Origin of the sequence: Streptomyces sp. NPDC001502 (assembly GCF_042894785.1) — a bacterium.
Classification (GTDB): Bacteria; Actinomycetota; Actinomycetes; order Streptomycetales; family Streptomycetaceae; genus Streptomyces; species Streptomyces kutzneri.
In genome coordinates this window covers 77,617-98,188 of record NZ_JBIAVW010000015.1, presented here as the reverse complement: position 1 = coordinate 98,188, position 20,572 = coordinate 77,617, and the positions used below count along the sequence as shown (strand labels likewise).

20 protein-coding genes and 1 tRNA gene are annotated in these 20,572 nt (G+C 69.1%); 9 read left to right on the top strand and 12 right to left on the bottom strand.

What is annotated here, in order from left to right; all coding sequences use genetic code 11:
- Positions 1 to 331: 331 nt before the first annotated feature.
- The 3 genes from ACFY0D_RS25230 to ACFY0D_RS25220 all read left to right on the top strand — a co-directional run bounded on the left by ACFY0D_RS25230 (position 332) and on the right by ACFY0D_RS25220 (position 4,700).
- Entirely contained in the window at positions 332 to 1,732 is a 1,401-nt protein-coding gene (locus ACFY0D_RS25230; protein ID WP_390800320.1) for a pyridoxal phosphate-dependent decarboxylase family protein, read from the top strand.
- The gene (locus ACFY0D_RS25225; RefSeq protein WP_390800319.1) at positions 1,729 to 3,138 is read left to right on the top strand and encodes a lysine N(6)-hydroxylase/L-ornithine N(5)-oxygenase family protein; all 1,410 of its coding nucleotides are present in this window, start codon (positions 1,729 to 1,731) and stop codon (positions 3,136 to 3,138) included. Before ACFY0D_RS25230 ends, ACFY0D_RS25225 begins: the two co-directional genes overlap by 4 nt.
- Before the next feature lie 89 nt (positions 3,139 to 3,227).
- The gene (locus ACFY0D_RS25220; protein WP_390800318.1) at positions 3,228 to 4,700 is read left to right on the top strand and encodes a hypothetical protein; all 1,473 of its coding nucleotides are present in this window, start codon (positions 3,228 to 3,230) and stop codon (positions 4,698 to 4,700) included.
- Positions 4,701 to 4,767: 67 nt separating this feature from the next.
- Here ACFY0D_RS25220 and ACFY0D_RS25215 read toward each other — a convergent pair whose 3' ends face one another.
- Entirely contained in the window at positions 4,768 to 6,576 is a 1,809-nt protein-coding gene (locus ACFY0D_RS25215; protein WP_390800317.1) for a bifunctional metallophosphatase/5'-nucleotidase, read from the bottom strand.
- Positions 6,577 to 6,703: 127 nt separating this feature from the next.
- Between ACFY0D_RS25215 and ACFY0D_RS25210 the strand changes: the two genes are divergently transcribed.
- The gene (locus ACFY0D_RS25210; protein ID WP_314248932.1) at positions 6,704 to 7,405 is read left to right on the top strand and encodes an SIMPL domain-containing protein; all 702 of its coding nucleotides are present in this window, start codon (positions 6,704 to 6,706) and stop codon (positions 7,403 to 7,405) included.
- Positions 7,406 to 7,551: 146 nt separating this feature from the next.
- Positions 7,552 to 8,979, top strand: a complete 1,428-nt coding sequence (gene pyk / locus ACFY0D_RS25205; RefSeq protein ID WP_390800316.1) for a pyruvate kinase — start codon at positions 7,552 to 7,554, stop codon at positions 8,977 to 8,979.
- A 62-nt stretch (positions 8,980 to 9,041) separates the two neighbouring features.
- On the opposite strand, the gene ACFY0D_RS25200 is transcribed toward pyk, so the two are convergent.
- Positions 9,042 to 9,293: an EF-hand domain-containing protein gene (locus ACFY0D_RS25200; protein ID WP_390800315.1), complete on the bottom strand. Its 252-nt coding sequence runs from the start codon at positions 9,291 to 9,293 to the stop codon at positions 9,042 to 9,044.
- A 63-nt stretch (positions 9,294 to 9,356) separates the two neighbouring features.
- Here ACFY0D_RS25200 and ACFY0D_RS25195 point away from each other — a divergent pair, with 63 nt between their 5' ends.
- Together ACFY0D_RS25195 and ACFY0D_RS25190 are read left to right on the top strand one after the other, a co-directional pair.
- Positions 9,357 to 9,812, top strand: a complete 456-nt coding sequence (locus ACFY0D_RS25195) for a MarR family transcriptional regulator (protein ID WP_390800314.1) — start codon at positions 9,357 to 9,359, stop codon at positions 9,810 to 9,812.
- 46 nt (positions 9,813 to 9,858) lie between these two features.
- Positions 9,859 to 10,377, top strand: a complete 519-nt coding sequence (locus tag ACFY0D_RS25190) for a hypothetical protein (RefSeq protein WP_390800313.1) — start codon at positions 9,859 to 9,861, stop codon at positions 10,375 to 10,377.
- Between the two features lie 78 nt (positions 10,378 to 10,455).
- On the opposite strand, the gene ACFY0D_RS25185 is transcribed toward ACFY0D_RS25190, so the two are convergent.
- From ACFY0D_RS25185 to ACFY0D_RS25175, 3 genes are all read right to left on the bottom strand, one after another.
- A complete protein-coding gene (locus ACFY0D_RS25185; protein WP_390800312.1) occupies positions 10,456 to 10,818 on the bottom strand; it encodes a hypothetical protein in 363 nt (120 codons plus the stop codon).
- A 36-nt stretch (positions 10,819 to 10,854) separates the two neighbouring features.
- Positions 10,855 to 11,601, bottom strand: coding sequence for a transcriptional regulator (locus ACFY0D_RS25180; protein ID WP_390800402.1), 747 nt, complete (start codon positions 11,599 to 11,601; stop codon positions 10,855 to 10,857).
- A gap of 111 nt (positions 11,602 to 11,712) precedes the next feature.
- Positions 11,713 to 11,787 (bottom strand) — tRNA-Leu (locus ACFY0D_RS25175).
- A 99-nt stretch (positions 11,788 to 11,886) separates the two neighbouring features.
- Here ACFY0D_RS25175 and ACFY0D_RS25170 point away from each other — a divergent pair.
- Positions 11,887 to 12,540 carry an ANTAR domain-containing response regulator gene (locus ACFY0D_RS25170; protein WP_301371781.1) on the top strand — a complete coding sequence of 218 codons (654 nt, stop codon included), beginning with the start codon at positions 11,887 to 11,889 and terminating at the stop codon, positions 12,538 to 12,540.
- A 65-nt stretch (positions 12,541 to 12,605) separates the two neighbouring features.
- Here ACFY0D_RS25170 and ACFY0D_RS25165 read toward each other — a convergent pair whose 3' ends face one another.
- From ACFY0D_RS25165 to ACFY0D_RS25140, 6 genes are all read right to left on the bottom strand, one after another.
- Entirely contained in the window at positions 12,606 to 13,322 is a 717-nt protein-coding gene (locus ACFY0D_RS25165; protein WP_351159636.1) for an ABC transporter ATP-binding protein, read from the bottom strand.
- Complete coding sequence (locus ACFY0D_RS25160) at positions 13,319 to 14,377, bottom strand: ABC transporter ATP-binding protein (RefSeq protein ID WP_390800401.1); 1,059 nt, start codon at positions 14,375 to 14,377, stop codon at positions 13,319 to 13,321. Before ACFY0D_RS25160 ends, ACFY0D_RS25165 begins: the two co-directional genes overlap by 4 nt.
- Positions 14,378 to 14,382: 5 nt before the next feature.
- On the bottom strand, positions 14,383 to 16,107 hold the full coding sequence (locus tag ACFY0D_RS25155) for a branched-chain amino acid ABC transporter permease (RefSeq protein WP_390800400.1): 1,725 nt from the start codon (positions 16,105 to 16,107) through the stop codon (positions 14,383 to 14,385).
- A 5-nt stretch (positions 16,108 to 16,112) separates the two neighbouring features.
- Complete coding sequence (locus ACFY0D_RS25150) at positions 16,113 to 17,045, bottom strand: branched-chain amino acid ABC transporter permease (RefSeq protein ID WP_390800311.1); 933 nt, start codon at positions 17,043 to 17,045, stop codon at positions 16,113 to 16,115.
- 108 nt (positions 17,046 to 17,153) lie between these two features.
- On the bottom strand, positions 17,154 to 18,386 hold the full coding sequence (locus ACFY0D_RS25145; RefSeq protein ID WP_351159632.1) for a branched-chain amino acid ABC transporter substrate-binding protein: 1,233 nt from the start codon (positions 18,384 to 18,386) through the stop codon (positions 17,154 to 17,156).
- Positions 18,387 to 18,927: 541 nt separating this feature from the next.
- Positions 18,928 to 19,338 carry a hypothetical protein gene (locus ACFY0D_RS25140; protein ID WP_390800310.1) on the bottom strand — a complete coding sequence of 137 codons (411 nt, stop codon included), beginning with the start codon at positions 19,336 to 19,338 and terminating at the stop codon, positions 18,928 to 18,930.
- Between the two features lie 422 nt (positions 19,339 to 19,760).
- On the opposite strand from ACFY0D_RS25140, the gene ACFY0D_RS25135 reads away from it, so the two are divergent.
- Complete coding sequence (locus tag ACFY0D_RS25135) at positions 19,761 to 20,006, top strand: HEAT repeat domain-containing protein (RefSeq protein ID WP_390800309.1); 246 nt, start codon at positions 19,761 to 19,763, stop codon at positions 20,004 to 20,006.
- 48 nt (positions 20,007 to 20,054) lie between these two features.
- Here ACFY0D_RS25135 and ACFY0D_RS25130 read toward each other — a convergent pair whose 3' ends face one another.
- Positions 20,055 to 20,528: a PaaI family thioesterase gene (locus tag ACFY0D_RS25130; protein WP_390800308.1), complete on the bottom strand. Its 474-nt coding sequence runs from the start codon at positions 20,526 to 20,528 to the stop codon at positions 20,055 to 20,057.
- Positions 20,529 to 20,572 lie beyond the last annotated feature (44 nt).

Here is a 20,572-nt window from a genome sequence, read left to right as displayed (position 1 = left end):
AGAACGTGATTTGTTGGCGCGGCAGCGGCCCGTACGCACCACGCAGCCCAGGGCGCCATAAATCATGCAGTCCCGGACGACACCCCGCCCCGGCCCCGGCACCGGCCCCCACCCGCCCCGGCGCCCCGCCCTGGCACGGGCAGGCGCCCCCGCCCTGGCACGGGCAGGCTGCCCCGGCGCCGCGCCCTGGCACCGGCAGCCCCCGCCCCGCCCCCGGCAGGGACTGGTCCCGGTCGATTCGGACAAACCCCGGCGGTTACCCCATTCGGGTCTGATCGTTGTACTGGCCGGGTGCCTCCCACCGCACCCGGCCAGCCCCGGAGGGACCCCGATGACCGCGCAGCCCGGCACCCGCACACCGCCCCCACTCGCCGGCGGCCCCCACGGCCCCACCGCCCTGCGCCCCCTCCTCGACACCGTCCTCGACGCCCTCACCACCGGCGCCCACGACCGCGGCGGCCCCCTCCCCGCCGGCGGCCCCGACACCGTCACCGCCCGCGTCCACGCCGCCCTCGGCGACGCCGGCGTACTCCCCGCCCACGGCACCGGCCCCCACGAAGCCCTCCGCACCCTCGTACACACCCTCGCCGCCGGCGCCGCCGACCCCGCCGACCCCCTCTGCGCCGCCCACCTGCACTGCCCCCCGCTCGCCGTCGCCGCCGCCGCAGACCTCGCCGCCAGCGCCCTGAACCCCTCCCTCGACTCCTGGGACCAGGCCCCCGCCGCCTCCGCCCTCGAAGCCCTCCTCACCCGCACCCTCGCCGCCGAGTTCTACGACACCCCCCACCCCGACGCCCTCGTCACCACCGGCGGCACCGAAGCCAACCAACTCGCCGTCCTCCTCGCCCGCGAACGCCACGGCCCCGCCCTCACCGTCCTCCACGGAGCCAACGCCCACCACTCCGTCCCCCGCGCCGCCTGGCTCCTCGGCCTGCCCCCGGCCACCGAACTCCCCACCCCCGCCGGCACCCTCGACCCCGACCGCCTCGCCGAAGCCCTCGCCACCACCCCCGGCCCCACCCTCGTCACCGCCACCGCCGGCACCACCGACGCCGGACTCATCGACCCCCTCCACCCCATCGCCGACCTCTGCGACCGCTACGGCGCCGACCTCCACATCGACGCCGCCTACGGCGGCCTCCTCGCCCTCAGCCCCCGCCACCGCCACAAACTCACCGGACTCGGCCGCGCCCACTCCCTCACCATCGACCTGCACAAACTCGGCTGGCAGCCCGTCGCCGCAGGCCTCCTCGCCGTCCCCGACACCACCCTCCTCACCCCCCTCGCCCACCAGGCCGACTACCTCAACGCCACCGACGACACCGAAGCCGGCCTCCCCGACCTCCTCGGCCGCTCCCTGCGCACCACCCGCCGCCCCGACGCCCTCAAGATCGCCACCACCCTCCGCGCCCTCGGCCGCGACGGCCTCGCCGCACTCATCGACCGCACCATCGACACCGCACACCACCTCGCCCGGCTCCTCGACGCCCACCCCGGCTTCGAACTCCACGCACCCCCCACCCTCACCACCGTCCTCTTCCGGCCCACCCACGCCGACGACGACCACCTCGCCACCCTGCGCCGCACCCTCCTGCACCAAGGCCGCGCCGTCCTCGGCCGCACCCACGCCGACGGCCGCCTGTGGCTCAAAGCCACCCTGCTCAACCCGCACACCACAGCGGGGGACCTGGACCAGCTCATCTCCCTCCTGGAAGGCAGCACCCACCGATGACCGCCCAGCTCGACGCCCCCCACGACCTCGTCGGAATCGGGATCGGCCCGTTCAACCTGTCCCTCGCAGCCCTCGCCCACGGCCTGCCCCGACAAGGAGCCGGCGAACTCGCCACCGCCTTCTACGACCAGCGCCGCGACTTCCGCTGGCACCCCGGCCTCCTCATCGAAGGCGCCACCCTCCAGGTCCCCTTCCTCGCCGACCTCGTCACCCTCGCCGACCCGGCCAGCCCCTGGAGCTTCCTCAGCTACCTCAAGCACAAGGAACGGCTCTTCCCCTTCTACTTCGCCGAGCAGTTCCACATCCACCGCGCCGAATACGACGCCTACTGCCGCTGGGTCGCCGACCGCGTCCCCGGACTCCACTTCGGCCACCAGGTCGACGCCGTCCGCTGGAACCCCGAACGCGACCTCTTCGAAGTCGACTTCACCCAACTCGACGCCACCGGCGAAGCCGAAGCCCTCGGCCGCACCTACACCCGCAACCTCGCCCTCGGCATCGGCACCGCCCCCTACGTCCCCGAACCCCTGCGCCCCCTCGCCGACGCCCCCACCGTCCCCGTCATCCACTCCGCCGACTACCTCGACAACCGCCCACGCATCCTCGGCGCCGACCACGTCACCGTCATCGGATCAGGCCAGTCCGGCGCCGAAGTCTTCCTCGACCTCCTCCGCGCCCGCCCCGCCGGCCGCGAACGCCTCACCTGGCTCGCCCGCACCCCCTCCTTCGCCCCCATGGAGTACTCCAAGCTCGGCCTCGAACACTTCACCCCCGACTACACCCGCTACTTCCACTCCCTCCCCGAACCCGTACGCGACCAGCTCGTTCCCGCCCAATGGCAACTCCACAAGGGCATCGACGCCGACACCATCGCCGCCATCCACGCCGAGCTCTACCGCCGCACCCTCCACGGAGGCTGGCCCGACACCGTCCTCACCCCCGGAGTCAGCGTCCGCACCGCCGGCCGCGTCGCCACCACCAAGGTCGAACTCCACCTCGAACACATCGAGCAGGGCACCCGCTCCCGCCTCACCACCGACGCCGTCATCCTCGCCACCGGCTACCAGGAACGCCCCCTCGGCAACCTCCTCGCAGGCCTCGACCCGTACCTGCGCAAGGACTCCTCCGGCCGCCCCCGCATCGACGACCGCTACCGGATGATCCTCGACCCCACCGTCACCGGCAGCATCTTCGTCCAGAACGGCGAACGCCACACCCACGGCGTCGGCGCCCCCGACCTCGGCCTCGCCGCCTGGCGCAGCGCCGCCATCCTCAACACCCTCACCGACAAAGAGCCCTACCCCCAGCCGGCCCGCACCGCCTTCACCACCTTCGGCCTCGACCAGCGCGAACCCTCCCGCCCCCGCCCCGCCGGCGAACTCCTCCCCCTCGTCGAGCACCCGTAGGGGTGTCTCGCCGATCAGACCGGCTCGCGACAAGACACCCCCTAGGGGTCACCCGAAACCGCCCCCACCACCGGCATTAGGGTCGCCGCATGCAGCGAACCAGTGCCGACGGGGTCACCGTCCTGTGGACCTCCGCGCCCACCCCCGGCCCCCTCACCGCCCAGCTCTCCTTCGGGACCGGGGTCCGCGACGAAACCGCCCCCACCATGGGCGTCACCCGCGTCATCGAAGCCCTCGTGATGTCCACCACCGGCAGCCGACTCCACGAGTTCACCAGCGCGGTCGACACCGAGACGACGTCCTTCCACGCCAAGGGCACCCCCCAGGACATCACCGACTTCCTGCACACCGTCTGCGCGGTCCTCTCCGAACTCCCGCTGCACCGCACCGAACACACCGCCCGCCTCCTCGGCATCCACGGCGCCCGCATACCGCAACACCAGGCAGCAGAACCCCTCAGCGCCCGCTACGGCCCCCACGCCACCGGCCTGGTCACGCACCACCACCCCGCCATGTACCACCACATCACCCCCGACACCGTCGCCGCCCACGCCGCCGCCCACTTCACCCGCGGCAACGCCGTCCTCGCCCTCGACGGCCCCCCGCCCCCGGGACTCACCCTCCCCCTGCCCGACGGACCCCCACCCCGGCGCACCGCACCCCCCAACCGCACCCCCGCCTCCTGGCAGCACCGCCCCGTCACCACCGCCTCCCTCCTCCTCACCTCCGGAACCGGCGACCCCACCGCCGACGCCGCCCACCACATCCTGCGCCGCCGCGTCGAACACACCGCCCGCGACCTCAGAGGCATCAGCGACCACGTCACCACCCACCGCTTCATCCGCGACCGCCTCACCTTCGACCGCGTCCTCCTCCTCGACCTCCTCGACGACAGCGCCGCGACAGCGGCCGAGATCCTCTGGCACGAAACCCTCCGCCTCACCCGCGAAGGACCCGCACAAGACGAACTCGACGCGTTCACCGCACACCACCGCGCCACCCTCAACCGCACGAACGGCCACTGGCACTCACTCGAACGGGCCATCACCGCCGAACACTTCGGCATCCCCCACCTCGACGACCGCACCCTCCTGGAGCGCTACGCCGCCATCACCCCCCACGACGTCAGCACCCACCTCGAACGCGCCCTCACCGACGCCGTGCTCGTCGTGCCCCACCAGGTCTTCCTCCAGCTCAGAACCCTCCAGGCGACCCCCCTGCCCAACTCCGACTGCTGGCGCCTGGCCGACCAGCACCCCCCGACCCCCGGCACCCACTTCCGCATGCACCGCCTCCGCCGCGCCAGGACCCCCCGCCACGAACAGGGCAGCTACGTCCTCACCCCCTGGGGCCTGGTCACCCGCGACGCCAACGGCGACGAACACGACATCCGCTTCGACCAGGTCGCCCTCCTCACCCACGACGGCCCCGGCCGCATCGTCCTCACCGGCTGCGGCTGCGACATGCACGTCCACCCCCACCAGGTCGCCCGCGGCGACCGACTCGTCGCCACCCTCGACGCCGCCGTCCCCGCCCACCTCGCCCGCACCACCACCCCCTGAACGCACACGGGGCCGGGACCCGCCACCGCGGACCCCGGCCCCTTGAGGAGTGTCTTGCGACCAGCGCCTAGAACACCGGCACGCCCGCCCGCGTCAGACGCCAGTCCACCGACGCGAACTGCGCCGGGTCGACGGTCCCCTTCGCCTTCACCCACTGGATGATCGTGTTACGGATCTCGTCCGAGTTCGACCACAGCTGCTTCGCCTGCGGCACGTGCGGGAAGTTCCCACCACCCGAAGCCCGGTAATTGTTCACCGCGAACACGAACTGCGCCGCCGGATCCACCGCCTTCCCCTGGAAGGTCAGCCCCGTGATCCGCGAACCCGCCGGCTGCGCGATGTCGATGTCGTACGCCAGCCCGTACACCGCGTCGTAGTTGTAGTCCGGAATGCTCTCGGCATTCGTCAGCTTCGCCGGATCCACCGCGTCACCCGGCGCCGTCCGCACGAAATACCGCGCCGAGTACTCCAGGTAGTCCTTCAGCTGCGCACCCGTCAGCAGCCGCGCCTCCATCGTGTTCTCGAACGGATACAGCCCCGCCGCATCCTTGATCGTCACCTGACCGGCCGGGATCGCCGCCGTCCGCGAGAAGCACGAAGCCTGCGACAGCACCGGCAGCGCCGCCCACTCCGTACCCGCCAGCGCCGCCTTCACCGTCTCCGCCTGCACGTGGTTGATCAGATCGATGATCGCCACGTCCTTGACCGGCCCGTCCGCCGAGGACATCGCCTGCGTCGACGTACCGATCACCTGGTTCACGTACGCCACGACCTTGCGGTGCTCGTCCGACAGCAGCCGCGTGATCTTCGGGTCCTCCGCCACCGTGTTCGAGTTCAGCACCTTCGCCACGACCTTCGCCACCGACCAGCGGCCCTTCGCCCACGTCAGCTCGAAGTCGAACAGCGTCAGCCGCTGCCCCCACTTCAGCGGCTCCGACAGCACCACGTCCTTGCCGGTCGCCTTGTTCTTCACCCGGTACTCGGGAATCTCCGTGTGCGCATGCCCCACCAGGATCGCGTCGATCCCCGGCACCTGCTCCGCCACCAACGCCGCCGCGTTCTCGATGTGCGGCAGCTGGTCCCCGTACGACGACGTCCCGCTCGACCCCGAGTGCGCCGACACGATCACCACGTCGGCGCCCATGGAACGGAGCTTCGGCACGTACTTAGCCGCCTGCTCCTCCAGCCCCGGGAACGTCATCTTGCCCTGCACGTTGGCCTTGTCCCAGATCGCGATGCCCGGGTTCGTCAGCCCCAGCACCGCCACCTTCACGTCCCGCCCGCAGGGGGTCCGCAGCTTGTGCATGCTGTACGGCGCGAACGCCGGCCGCAGCGTCTTCGCGTCCAGGGCGTTCGCCCCCAGGAGCGGGAAGTCGCACTGCTCCTCGAACTTCCGCAGCACCGGTATCCCGTAATTGAACTCGTGGTTCCCCAGCGCCGCCGCGTCATAACCGATCGCGTTCATCGCCTGCGCCATCGGGTGCACCGGACCCCGCCGCGCGGTGATCGGATCCACCTTCGCGTAGTAGTACGACAGCTGCGTGCCCTGGATCGTGTCACCGGCATCGATCAGCAGCGTGTTGCGCCGCCCCTTCTCCGCCCGCACCTGGTTGACCAGGGTGGAGATCTTCGCCAGACCGACGTCGTTGTGCGCCTTGTCGTCGAACTCCTTGTCCGTGAAGTAGTCCCAGTTGAAGACGTTCCCGTGCAAGTCGGTCGTACCCATCACCGTGAACGCGTACGTCCGCGCCAGGGACCCGGACCCCTCCACACCCTGCGGAGCCGCCGCGGCCGGAGTGCTCGCAGCCCCCGCCAACGCCACAGCCGCACCCGTCGCAGCCGTACTACCCAGGAAAGTCCTACGGTCGAACGCCATACCATCTCCCTTTTGAGGCCTGAACAACGCGCGTAGATTCTGACCCAGCAGTAACAAGCCGCAACACCCCCACCAGGTTTCGATCCGGTGACCACACCCGAACGAGCGACAGTGCGACAGTGAAACCATGACCCAGGACGCATCGCACCAGCCCTACGGAACCCCCGAAGTACCCCGCGTAGCGGTCCGCGGCGAAGCCCGCATCGAAGTCGACCCCGAAATCGCCCGCATCGGAATCACCGTCAGCGCCCGCGGCACCGACCGCCGCACCGCACTCGAAGACCTCACCCGCCGCAACAACACCGCCCTCGACCTCATCAAGAGCTACGGCGACCCCGTCGAAAAGCTCGAAACCGGCGCCTTCTCCATCACCCCCGAACTCACCCGCCACGGCCGCGCCGAACGCATCCGCGCCTACCACGGCCGCGTCCACATCACCGCCGAACTCAGCGACTTCACCACCCTCGGCGAACTCACCACCCGCCTCGCCGACCTCGAACTCACCCAGGTCGACGGCCCCTGGTGGGCCCTGCGACCCACCTCACCCGCCCACGGCCAAGCCCGCCGCCAAGCCGTACTCGAAGCCGTCCAGCGCGCCCGCGAATACGCCGAAGCCCTCGGCGCCAACCTCGCCGCCCTCGTCGAACTCGCCGACCTCGGCGCCGAGAACGCGGCCCCCTTCGCCGCCGCCCCCGGCGCCGGCATGCGCACCATGGCCTTCAGCGCCGCCGAGGACGCCGGCCCCCCGCCCCTCGACCTCGAACCCCAGCGCCAGACCGTCTACGCACAGGTGAACGCCCGCTTCACCATGACCCCGCCACAACTCTGAAGAACCCACAAAAGACGCCCCCGGGGGTGCTCATCAGAGCACCCCCATGCACATTCAACACTTGTCAACAACCTTTTGCCCAACGGTTGTTGATTGGACACCCGGAAGCGATTACCTACCCACAGGTAGGGGAATACGCTCGCCTCATGCGCCGAGCGAAAATCGTATGTACCCTGGGCCCCGCAACCGACTCATACGACCAGATCAAAGCACTGGTCGAAGCCGGAATGGACATCGCCCGCCTCAACCTCAGCCACGGCACCACAGCCGAACACGAGGAGCGCTACCAGCGCGTACGCAAGGCCTCCGACGAGACCGGCCACAGCGTCGGCATCCTCGCCGACCTTCAAGGCCCGAAGATCCGCCTCGGCCGCTTCCGCGAAGGACCCGTACTCCTTGAACGCGGCGACGAATTCACCATCACCGTCGAAGACCACGAAGGCGACCGCCACACCTGCGGCACCACCTACAAAGGCCTCGCCACCGACGTCACCACCGGCGAACTCATCCTCGTCGACGACGGCCGCGTCACCCTCGAAGTCACCGCAGTCGACGGCCCCCGCGTCCACACCCGCGTCATCGAAGGCGGCATGGTCTCCGACCACAAAGGCCTCAACCTCCCCGGCGTAGCCGTCTCCGTCCCCGCCCTCTCCGAAAAAGACATCGAAGACCTCCGCTGGGCCCTGCGCACCGGCGCCGACGTCATCGCCCTCTCCTTCGTCCGCAGCGGCCGCGACATCGAAGACGTCCACCGCATCATGGACGAAGAAGGCCGACGCCTCCCCGTCATCGCCAAGATCGAAAAGCCCCAAGCCGTCGAAAACATCGACGACATCGTCGCCGCCTTCGACGGCATCATGGTCGCCCGCGGCGACCTCGGCGTCGAAATGCCCCTCGAACAAGTCCCCATCGTCCAAAAGCGCGCCATCAAACTCGCCAAGCGCAACGCCAAACCCGTCATCGTCGCCACCCAAATGCTCGACTCGATGATCGACAACAGCCGCCCCACCCGCGCCGAAGCCAGCGACGTCGCCAACGCCGTCATCGACGGCACCGACGCCGTCATGCTCTCCGGCGAAACCAGCGTCGGCAAATACCCCATCGAAACCGTCCGCACCATGTCCCGCATCGTCGAAGCCGCCGAAGAAGACATCCTCGCCAAGGGCCTCCCCCCACTCACCGACCGCAACAAACCCCGCACCCAAGGCGGAGCCGTCGCCCGCGCAGCCGCCGAAATGGGCGACTTCCTCGACGCCAAATTCCTCGTCGCCTTCACCCAGAGCGGCGACACCGTCCGCCGACTCTCCCGCTACCGCTCACCCATCCCCCTCCTCGCCTTCACCCCCGACCCCGCCACCCGCTCCCAGCTCAACCTCACCTGGGGCGTCGAAACCTTCCTCGGACCCCACGTCGACTCCACCGACGCCATGGTCGCCCAAGTCGAAGAAGAACTCCTGCGCATCGGCCGCTGCGTACCCGGCGACATCGTCGTCATCACCGCCGGCTCACCCCCCGGCGTCACCGGCTCCACCAACCTCGTCCGCATCCACCACATCGGCGACGCCGTCCGCTGACGCACGCGACGCACCGCGTCGGGCCACACCACCCACCCGACGCGGTCACCCACCACCCGCGCCTACCAGCCGAACCGCCGATCCACCACCACCGCGAACTCCTCGAACGTCAACACCGCGTCCCCGTTCGCATCAGCCGCATCGAACAACGCCGACGACGCCACCGCATCCCCCACACCCCAGAACGGCAGATCACCCCGCGCAGCCAGAGTCGGCCCCTTCGACCGCAGCGCCGAAATCACCTCCGCCCGCGTCAGCTCCCCGTCCTCATCCAGGTCGAGCGCGTCGAACAGCTTCCGGGCCTTCTCACTCATCACGCATTCCCTCGTCGAACCAACGCTTGACCTCAACCTAACCTGAGGTCATACGTTCGCGACATGACGACCAACGAGTACTCCCAGCAGCAGCTCGCCGCCCAGCCCATCGGCCACTGGGCCCGCGAAGCCGCGAACCACGTCATCGGCGGCCTCCGCACCGCCCTCGCCGAAGAACACCTCACCCAACCCCACTGGTGGACCCTGGGCCACGTAGCCGGCGCCCCCGGCGAATGGACCCGCGAGGCCCTCACCACCAAACTCACCCCCTACGACGACCAGCACACCGACTTCGAAGCCGTCTACACCGACCTCACCACCCGCGGCTGGCTCACCGAGACCGACCACCGCCTCACCCTCACCGAAGCCGGCGAAGCAGCCCGCCTCCGCGCCCACGACCGCAACGCGAAGGTCCACGCAGCAATGCGGCAGGGCATCGACGACACCGCCTACGCGGCCACGATCGACACCCTCCGCCGCATGGTCGCCAACCTCGGCGGCAACGGCGACCTGCCGTAACGCCATACTGGCCCCTCACGACGGACACACACGGGGGACCGAACGGATGACCACGCAGCGACCGCACAACGACTGCGAACCCCGCCCGGGCACCTGCCACCTCCCCGACCCGTGGATGTGCGACGTGTTCTACGTCGACGGAAGCCTCCGCGACATCACCGTTGCCGACACCGACGACACGGACTGGCAGCAGGTCCTACGCCACCTCCGCAGCACCGCCGACCAGCTCACCTGGTACGACGGCGCCGAGGGCCAGGACCTCGACCCGAACGACACCAGCGACCCGTTCGCCACCATCCAGGACGGCTACACCGCAACCCTCGCCGTCCGATACGGCCACACCTGGTTCTCGGGCCATCTGCCGGTCGACGGCATCGAATTCTCCCTCTGGCCCGACGGCATCGAGGACGGCGCCCACGTCGCCGACGTGCTGCGCTTCCTGACCGAACTGGGCACGGCGTGCGACCGCCCCGCCGTCCTCACCGCCGAGACCGTCACCGGCCACCACCAGCTCCCGCCCCTGATCACCTACGACCCGTCCACCGGAACCACCACCCACCTCTGACCCCGTGCGGGTGGCCGGCAGGGCGGCATGATCCGCCGCTCCATCAACCGGCGAAACCGCCACGCCAACGACAACCACCTACGGCAGACCGTCGCCGGAACCAACGCCGCCTGACCCCAGCCCCGCGGAAACAGCCGCTACCGCCTCAGCGACTTCCGAGGTCCCCACCCGACAAGAATCGGTCTCGACCAAGAACGGCGGCTGACCGCCCGGGCCGGTATCGAACTGGACGCGGTCCAGGACCGCCCCGACGCCCAGGAAGTACGCGTTGTCGTCGTCACTGGCGCGCGTGACCGCCAGACGCTCGATGGCCACACCCGGCACGGCCTGACGCACCTGCGCGAAAACCTGATCGACCGGCCCACCGGTCAGATCACCCTGCCCCCACGGTCGGGTTCGACTCGAAGCTCTCCCCATGACGCCGAGTATGGCGGTGGCCACCCCAGCACCACAGAGCAGACGTTGCCTGATGCGGCACTAGTACTTCGGCCCGATGTGGGCGTGCATGAGGGCGACGCAGTCCTTCCGCGCGACGGACACGTTGAACGGATCGCTACCGCGGGCCAGCACCGTCCACCGGACCCCGACCTTGGTCAGCGTGTCGGTGCACAGTTTCCGGATGTCGTCGGACTTGTTGGTGAAGAAGTACCGCGGGTACTCGTAGCGCTTGCCGTTCCGGACGGTCCAGTTGGTGACCCGGCACCCGTCGGAATGGATCAGCCCCCGCAGGAACGCCCAAGGATGGGCATCGACGATCTCCTGCTGCCACCCTTCGAGAACGATCCGCCGCTCGTGTTTCCGGCCGGACCCGTGCTGCGGAAACAGGCATGTCCAGTGCCGACCGTAGCTGGTGACGTTGACACAGCCTTGGCGCTGCAGGACGTAGACCTTGTCGGACGGGCGGACCGCCAGGATCGCTGCACGGCACAGCTCGATGAGGCCGGGCCATGCGTCCGCACAGGCGATGCGGAGATACTGGCCGCCTCGGGGGTGGGCGCTGATGCAGCCGTCGCCGAGGTAGAGGCCGAGGAGATAGGCGTAGGCGGCTTGGTCGGCCGGTGCCGTGCAGGGGAGTGCCTGGTTCATGCGAGGGAGTGGTTCGATCCGCACCGTCCATGAGCGAATGGCGGCTCGGGATATTCCCGTTTCCTTGCTGACGGAGTTCATGCTGCGCCCGTCGGCGAGTAAGCGGAGGGCGTGCTTGCGGGTGGTCGCGTCGTACATGCGGTCGACACTGCTGCGCGCAAAATCGCTCACGTGGCGCATTTCGGCGAGCTTCGCTGAAACGAGTGAAGGTCACGCGATTGTCGCGTGACCTTGGAAAGGAAGGAAAAGTGCCCCGGGTCGGACTCGAACCGACACTGAATGGGTTTTGAATCCATCGCCTGCTGCCAATTGGGCTACCGGGGCCCAGTGAATCGAAGGTTTCCCTCGACCCGCTGCGTGTCCACCATACCGTAGCTAGGTAGGCTCAGGGCAGCTTGTTATGCCCCGCAACGAGGAGCCTTCGTGACCGCCGAGCACGAGTCGACGCCCACGCCCGACGCCGACCAGTCGCACGTTCCGCCGCTGACGACCCGCGTCGTCATCGCCGAGGACGAGGCGCTCATCCGTCTCGATCTCAAAGAGATGCTCGAAGAAGAGGGCTACTCCGTAGTCGGCGAGGCCGGCGACGGCCAGACGGCCGTCGAGCTCGCGCGCGAGCACCGCCCCGACCTGGTGATCCTCGATGTGAAGATGCCCGTTCTGGACGGGATCTCCGCGGCCGAGAAGATCGCGGAGGAGTCCATCGCGCCCGTGCTCATGCTCACCGCGTTCTCGCAGCGCGACCTCGTCGAGCGGGCCCGGGACGCCGGTGCGATGGCGTACCTCGTGAAGCCGTTCAGCAAGAGCGACGTGGTGCCGGCCATCGAGATGGCCGTCTCCCGCTTCGCGGAGCTGCGGGCGCTGGAGCAGGAGGTCGCGGACCTCTCGCAGCGGCTGGAGACGCGCAAGCTGGTGGACCGTGCGAAGAGCATCCTGCAGACGCAGTACGGGCTGACGGAGCCGGCCGCCTTCCGGTGGATCCAGAAGTCGTCCATGGACCGCCGGATGTCGATGCAGCAGGTCGCCGAGGTGGTCATCGAGGACGCCGAGGCGAAGAAGAAGGAGAGCGGCGCGTAGCGCCTGCTCCCGGACATGCGTGAGGCCCGCCTCCCCCCGAGGGGAGGCGGGCCTCACACGTTGTGTCAGTCCTCGCCGAGGTAGGCCTTGCGGACGTCCTCGTTGTGGAGGAGGTCGCGGCCGGTGCCGGAGAGAACGATCTTGCCGATCTCCATCACGTGCGCGCTGTCGGAGAGCGAGAGCGCCGCCTGGGCGTTCTGCTCGACGAGCAGGATGGTCATGCCGGTGGCCTTGAGTTCCTTGATGGTCGCCATGATCTTCTGCATCATCAGCGGGGACAGGCCCATGGAGGGCTCGTCCAGCATCAGGAGCTTGGGGCGGGACATGAGCGCGCGGCCCATGGCGAGCATCTGCTGCTCGCCGCCCGAGAGGGTGCCGGCGGCCTGCTTGCGACGCTCGCCCAGGATGGGGAACATCTCGTAGGCGCGCTGGACGTCCTTCTCGATGCCCTCCTTGTCGGTGCGCAGGAACGCGCCGAGCTGGAGGTTTTCGGCGATCGTCAGCCGGGGGAAGATGTGGCGTCCCTCGGGGGAGTGGGCGAGGCCCAGGGAGACGATCTTGTGGGCGGGGACGGCGGCCAGGGGCTGGCCGTCGAAGGTGATGCTGCCGCTCTTGGGCTTGATGAGCCCGGAGAGGGTGCGCAGGGTGGTCGTCTTGCCGGCGCCGTTGGTGCCGACGAGGCAGACGATTTCGCCTTCGTTGACTTCGAAGGAGATTCCCTTGACGGCTTCGATCTTGCCGTAGGCGACCTTGAGGTCTTCGACCTTGAGCAGTGCGGTCACTTGGCCTCTCCTTCCGTGCTGGTGGTGCTGGTGGTGCTGTCCGAGTCGGCGTCGGCCGGGGCGTCGGTGTCGCCGTCGGTGTCGGCGTCGGTCTCCGCTTCGGCTTCGGCGTCGGTCTCGGTGGCTTCGGCGGTGGCTTCGGCGTCAGCCTCGACCTCAGCCTCGGCCTCCGTCTCGGTCTCCGTCTCGACCTCGGCCGGTGCTGCGGCTTCGGCGGCGGCTTCCGCTGCCTCGACGACGGCGTCCTCGGCGGCGCCCGGGTCGCCTTCGAAGGGCTCGCCGAGGTAGGCGGCGATGACGCGCTCGTCGCCCTGGACCTCGGCTGCGGTGCCTTCGATGAGCTTTTCGCCCTGGACGAGGCAGGCGACGCGGTCGCAGAGGTTGAAGATGAAGCGCATGTCGTGCTCGATGACGAGGACGGCGATGCCCATGTCGCGGATGGCGAAGATGAGTTCTTCGGCAGCGCGGGTTTCCTGCGGGTTCATGCCGGCGGTGGGCTCGTCCAGGAGGATGAGGCCGGGGTCGCTGGCGAGGGCGCGGGCGATTTCCAGCTTGCGCTGTTCGCCGTAGGGGAGGTTCTTGGCCAGGTGCTGGGCCTTGTTCTCCAGGCCGATGAACTCGAGGAGTTCCATGGCGCGCGCTTCGCTGGCGGCTTCGGCCTTCTTGAAGCCGGGGCCGCGGAGCAGGGCGGACCAGAGGCCTTCCTTGGTGCGGGTGTGGCGTCCGACGAGGACGTTCTCCAGCACGGTCATGTTGTGGAAGAGCCGGATGTTCTGGAAGGTGCGGGCGATGCCGGCCTCGGTGACCTTGTGGGGCTTGGGAGGCAGGACGGTGCCCTTGTAGCTGACGGATCCCTCGGTGGGGACGTACAGCCCGGTGAGGCAGTTGAAGAAGGTGGTCTTGCCGGCGCCGTTGGGGCCGATGAGTCCGACGATCTCGCCCGAGTTGACCTGGAGGTCGACGTTCTTGACGGCGGTGAGGCCGCCGAAGCGCATCGTGACGCCCTTGGCTTCGAGAACCGTGGTCTTGGTGGTGGTGTCCGTGGTGGTCGTCATGGTGTTCACGCCCCCGCCTTGGCGGTGGCCAGGTCCGTGGGGGCCTGGTCAGCGGTGTCGTCGTGGAACTCGAGCTGCGCGCGCTTGTTGGCGATGAGGCCTTCGGGGCGGAAGCGCATGAGCAGGATGAGGGCGATGCCGAAGGCGAGGAGCTGGTAGTCCTGGAGGAAGGCCAGCTTCGCCGGGATCAGGAAGAGGAGTGCGGCGCCGAGGATGGGGCCGCGGATGGTGCCCATGCCGCCGAGGATGACGGCGGCGAGGAGGAACGCGGAGTTCGGCGGGACGGGCCCGGCGAAGACGTAGTTCTCGGGGACGACCGTGCTGTTGACGTGTGCCTGGACGGTGCCGGCGAGGCCGGCGAGGGTGGCGCCGAGGGCGAAGGCGATGAGCTTGACCTTGAAGCCGTTGATGCCCATGGCTTCTGCGGCGGTCTCGTCTTCGCGGATGGCGACCCAGGCGCGGCCGATGCGGCTGCTGCCGGCGCGGGCGAAGACCACGACGACGAGGGCCATGACGAGCAGCATCAGGAAGTAGTAGTTGGCGTAGGCGCCGAGGGTGATGCCGCCGACCACGTGGGATTCCCCGAAGTTCCACCCGAAGATTTCGAGGTGGGGGATGTTGGGGATGCCGTTGGGGCCGTTGGTGATGTCGGGGCCGGAGGTGCCGTCGAGGTTGCCCATGGCGATGCGGAAGATTTCTCCGAAGCCGAGGGTGACGATGGCGAGGTAGTCGCCGCGCAGGCGCAGGGTCGGGGCTCCGATGACCACGCCGAAGATGAGCGAGGCGAGGGCGCCGACGATGACCGCTGCCCAGAAGGGCAGGTGGATGCCGAAGGCGGATGCGGTGCTTCCGGAGACCAGGGCTGCGGCGTAGGCGCCGACGCCGAGGAAGGCGACGTAGCCGAGGTCGAGGAGGCCGGCGAGGCCGACGACGACGTTGAGGCCGAGGGCGACGGTCGCGAAGATCAGGATGTTGACCGCGATGAGCGTGTAGGTGTCGCCGCTCTGCTGGATGAAGGGGAAGGCGATGGCGGCGGCCGCGGAGCCGAGCAGGGTGACCTGGCGGTACTTGGCGGTGAGGCCGCCGAGGCGGGCGAAGAGGCCGGACTTGTTCAGCGCGAAGGCGGCGAGGCCGACGGTGATCAGGTAGGCGACGAAGAGCTGCGGTTCCTTGTCATCGGTGTCGATGCCGAAGGTGATGACGAAGAGGCCGATGGCGAAGACGCCGGTGATGATGAGGATCTCGGCCCAGGAGGGCAGCTGCTTGGCGGGGGCCGCCTTGCGGGTGTCGTCGGCGAGCTTGTTCACGGCGAGGACCGGGATGAACGTGCCGAGGAGGGCGACGTAGGCGCCGGGTTCCAGGTTGACGACTCCGCCGAGGACGACGGTGATGGAGATGACCGCGAACCAGGTGGCGGCGAGGTTGCCGAGGGTGAGGAAGAAGAGGGCCTTGCGGGTGCCGTTGGGGGCGAGCCAGCGGAAGCCCTTGACGCCGAGCGCGGAGAGCGCGAAGGCGAGGGTGAGGGCTGCGCCGGCGAGGGTGACGTACTGGAGGTCGGCGGGGCTGCCGTAGTAGGTCAGGTCGCCGGGGAATTCGGCGGTCCAGGTCCACGCGAGGAAGGCGCTGACGATGGCGAGGAGGCTGCCGGCGATGACCGCGTAGAGGAGGGTGGTGGGCGCGGGGCCCTGCTTCACCGTGTCGGCGGTCTGCGGGGTGGTGTTGGTGGTCATGGTTCTCACGCCCGATCCGCGACGCGCTCACCGAGCAGGCCTTGTGGCCGCACGAGGAGGACGACGATGAGGAGTACGAAGGCCCAGACGTTGGACCAGGCGCCACCGCCGAGCTGCGACATGCCGGGGATGTCTTCGATGTAGGCGATCGAGAGGGCTTCGGCGAGTCCGAGGACGACGCCGCCGACCATGGCTCCGTAGATGTTGCCGATGCCGCCGAGGACGGCTGCGGTGAAGGCCTTGAGGCCGAGGATGAAGCCCATCTCGAAGTTGATCTGGCCCTTGTCGAGGCCGTAGGCGACGGCGGCGACGGCGGCGAACGCGGCACCGATGGCGAAGGCCATGACGATGATGCGGTCGGTGTTGATGCCCATCAGCTTCGCGGTGTCGGGGTCCTGCGCGGTGGCCTGCATGGCGCGGCCGCTGCGGCTCTTCTGGACGAAGATGCCGAGGGCGAGCATGCAGAGCGGGGCGAGGATGAGGACGAAGAGGTCCGCGCGCTGGATCGCCAGGCTGTCGGTGATCTTGAAGGCGGCGCCCTTGAATTCAGGGAAGCTGACGGCCTTCTTGGCGTCCGGGTAGAACTGCCAGACGAGCTGCTGGAGCGCGATCGAGAGGCCGATTGCGGTGATGAGGGGTGCGAGCCGGGGGGCGCTGCGCAGTGGGCGGTAGGCGAAGCGTTCGGCTGCGCATGCCACGGCGACGGAGGTGGCGGCACCTCCGATGATCATGACGGGTATCGCGATCAGCAGTGTGGTGCCGGTCGGGAGGATGGCGTAGGCGCTGAGCGCGCCGAAGCCGCCGATCATGAAGATCTCGCCGTGGGCGAAGTTGATGAGCTGGACGATGCCGTAGACCATGGTGTACCCGATGGCGATGAGGCCATAGAGAGCACCGAGGGCCAGGCCGTTGGCCAGCTGTTGCGGCAGTTCGTGCACCGCAGGGCCTCCGATGAGCGTGTCGGATAAGACTCCGCGCGAGGGCGCTGTTTGCGCCCTCGCGCGGCGTTGGTTCAGGTGGTGCGGGTGGTGCTGGGGACTACGGGCTTACTGGTTGAAGGTGTCGCTCTTGACGTCGACCCACTTGCCGCCCTCGACCTTGTAGACGGTGAGCTGCTTGTTGGTGGTGTCGCCGTACTCGTCGAAGGCGACCTTGCCGGTCACGCCTTCGAAGGAGACCTTGCCGAGCGCCTCGACGACCTTGGCGCGGGCGTCGGTGGGCAGCTTGCCGCTGTTGGCGGCGACGGCGGCCTTGACGGCCTGGATGACGGCCCAGCCGGCGTCGTAGGAGTAGCCACCGTAGGCGGCGTACGGGTCCTTGTAACCCTCGGCCTTGTAGTCCTCGATGAACTTCTTGGCGGTGTCCAGCTTCTCGACCGGGTAGCCGATGGAGGTGGCGAGGTCGCCCTCGTTGGCCTCACCGGAGGCGCTGATGAAGGCCGGGTCCTGGATGCCGTCGCCGCCCATGAGGGGGACGTTGGCGCCGGTCTTCTTGATCTGGTCGGCGAGCAGGCCGCCCTCGGGGTACTGGCCGCCGAAGTAGACGGAGTCGGCGCCGGAGGTCTTGACCTTGTCGGCGGTGGAGGAGAAGTCGGTCTCCTTCACGGTGACGTGGTCGGTGCCGACGACCTCGCCGCCGAGCTTCTTGAACTCGTCGGCGAAGATCGCGGCGAGGCCGGCGCCGTAGGTCTGCTTGTCGTCGACGATGAAGACCTTCTTCTTGCCGGCGTCCTTGAAGAGGTACTGGGCGGCGAACTTGCCCTGGACCACGTCGGTGGCGGCGGTGCGGAAGTAGGTCTTGAAGCCGCGCTTGAACTCGCCCTTGCCCCAGTTGTCGCCCTGGCTGAGCGCGGGGTTGGTGTTGGCGGGGGAGACCTGCGCCAGGTTGGCGGAGGCGAAGACGCCCTGCATCTGCTGGGCGACGCCGGAGTTCAGCGGGCCGACGACGCCGAGGACGTCCTTGTTGCCGACGAGCTTGGTGGCGTTGGCCTGGCCGGAGGCGGGGACGGCCTGGTCGTCGAGGGCCTCGACCTTGAACTCGATGCCCGGGACCTCGTTGTTCTTGTTGGCCGTCTTGGCCGCGAGGTCGACGGAGTTCTTGATGCCCTGGCCGAGCGCGGAGAGCGAGCCGGTGAGCGGGGCGTCCACACCGATGACGACGGTGGTCTTCTTGCCGCCGCCGTTGTCCTTGGAGTCTCCGTCGCGCGATCCGCAAGCGGTGAGGGTCAGTGCTCCCGTGGTGATCACGGTGGTGAGGACGAGCAAAGAACGGTGTCGCACGATTCTTCCTTTCCCTGGCGCGGCTCTCTCGTGAGAGGTGCCGTTAGGTCGCCGGGCCGCACTGGGAGGTCCACGGCCGTGCTGATTGCGCCCTGCGGCGCGGTGACTGGCCGTGACTCTAGGCCCGAGGTGGCGAGCACGGGGAGCAGGGAAAGGAGGATGTGACGCTCTTGTTATGCCAAGGCCAAGAATGTGTAGCGGGAGTGTGGACAAATCGGACGTTTTCTTACCTTGGGGGGTGTCCGCATCCTGAGAATTACCAGTTCTCCTAAGGGGCTTGAGGCCTTCATGCACCTGTCTTAGATCATTTTCGGCCGAATGTGGCTGCGCGTGTCCAAAGGAATCCTCCGAGTGGGCTTTCTTAAGGGAAAAGGCGGATTCCGGCCCTCATGTGCATTACGCAGAGTGACGGTCAAGAGGGCAGTTTCGAAACCGAATGGATCTTGTTCGAGTGGCGGTACGGCCCCCCACCTGCGGTTCGCTCCTGCGGGGGTGGCTCACCGGAAGGCGGACACCGCGCTCGGGAATGCGGTGACCTCGGTCACGTCGGCGGGCGCCAGTTCTCCGAACTCCGCATCGCGCCGCCCTCGTCGGAGCAGCGCTGCGCAACGAACCGGTCGATCAGCTCAAGTGCTTTGTCCTGTCCGGCAGTTCGCTCCTCGGCGCGCCCTGCGGCCACCGCGTCCTCGTGGATCGCGTACTGGTCGTTGGACAGGCCCTTCTGCTCCCAGTCGAGACCGGACCATTTGGTGCCCAGGAGGGTCTCCTTCGCCCAGTAGGACACGAGGCTCGTGCACACCTGTACGGGCGAGGGGGGAGCGGAGGCGGGGGCTGCGGAAGGGCTCGCGGAACCCGCCGCGGGGGTGGGCGCGGAGGATGTGCATCCGGTCAGGGCGAGCGCCGCGAGGAGGGTGTGGGCGGCGTACCGGGCCGTGCGTGGCATGGTCCCCATGGGGGGACGGTAGGCGGTGACCATCGGTGACACAACAGATGTCACCGTGAAGCGCGCGGACTGGCGGATTCCGGGCGGTTGGCGGGCGCGGGCCGTCCGGGAACGGGCCAGGGGCGGGCCGGTGGTGCGGGGACGAGCCGGGGCGGGGACGAGCCGGGGCGGGGCCCGGGTCCGCCGGCCATCGTCTCCTATGCTCTGGCCGTGACCGGACCCAAGAGCCCGACGGCATGGATCGAATCGGCCTGGCAGGAGCTGGACGCCCCCGACGCGGGGCGTCGGGACAGCTGCCTCGAAGTCGTCAGTGACGTTCTGGGGACGGGTCTGCTGGCGCAGGACGACGCGGTACGGGTCGTCGAGCGCCTCGTCGCGGTCGCGCTCTCCGACGAGAGCTACGAGCTGCGGGAGTCCGCGCTGCACGCACTATGCAGGCCACCGCGCCCTACGAGCTCCCCTATCGGATGGTCGCGCCGCTCGCCGCGGCGGACGGCATGGAACCCCTCCTGCTGGAGTACGTCCTGGGCGTCCTCGGTTCCACGGGTGACCGGGCGGCGCTCCCGGCCGTCGAGCGATTCCTGCGCCACCCCCACCCGGGGGTGCGCCGGGAGGCGGCGGACGCGGTGAAGGAACTGCACTGGCGCCTGCGTCCCGCCCGGGAAGGGACCGCCTGAGCCCCGCGGCCCGGGCGGTCCTGCGTCACGGCACCCGGGCCGGCCGGGTCAGGCCCCCGCGGCGGCCGGGTCGGCGTCGCGCAGCAGGCAGGTCAGGCGGGCGGTGCAGATCCGCTTGTCCTGCTCGTCGGTGATGACGATCTCGAAGGTGGTGGTCGAGCGGCCGCGGTGCACCGGGGTGGCGACGCCGGTGACGATGCCGGAGCGGGCGCCCCGGTGGTGGGTGCAGTTCAGGTCCACGCCGACGGCGATCTTGGTGATGCCGCCGTGCATCATGGCGCCGACCGAGCCGAGGGTCTCGGCCAGCACGGCCGAGGCCCCGCCGTGCAGCAGCCCGTACGGCTGGGTGTTGCCCTCGACGGGCATGGTGCCCACGACGCGGTCGGCCGAGGCCTCCAGGACGCGGATGTCCATCCGCTCGCCCAGGTGTCCCGCCGAGAACAGCGAGGGCAGGTCGATGCCCAGGGCCGCGTACTCGTCGAGCACCTCCTGCGGGAACTTCACTGCGTGCTGCTCGCCCATGGTCAGGCTCCGTTCGTCAACGATCGTTAACCATCTTGTCCTGA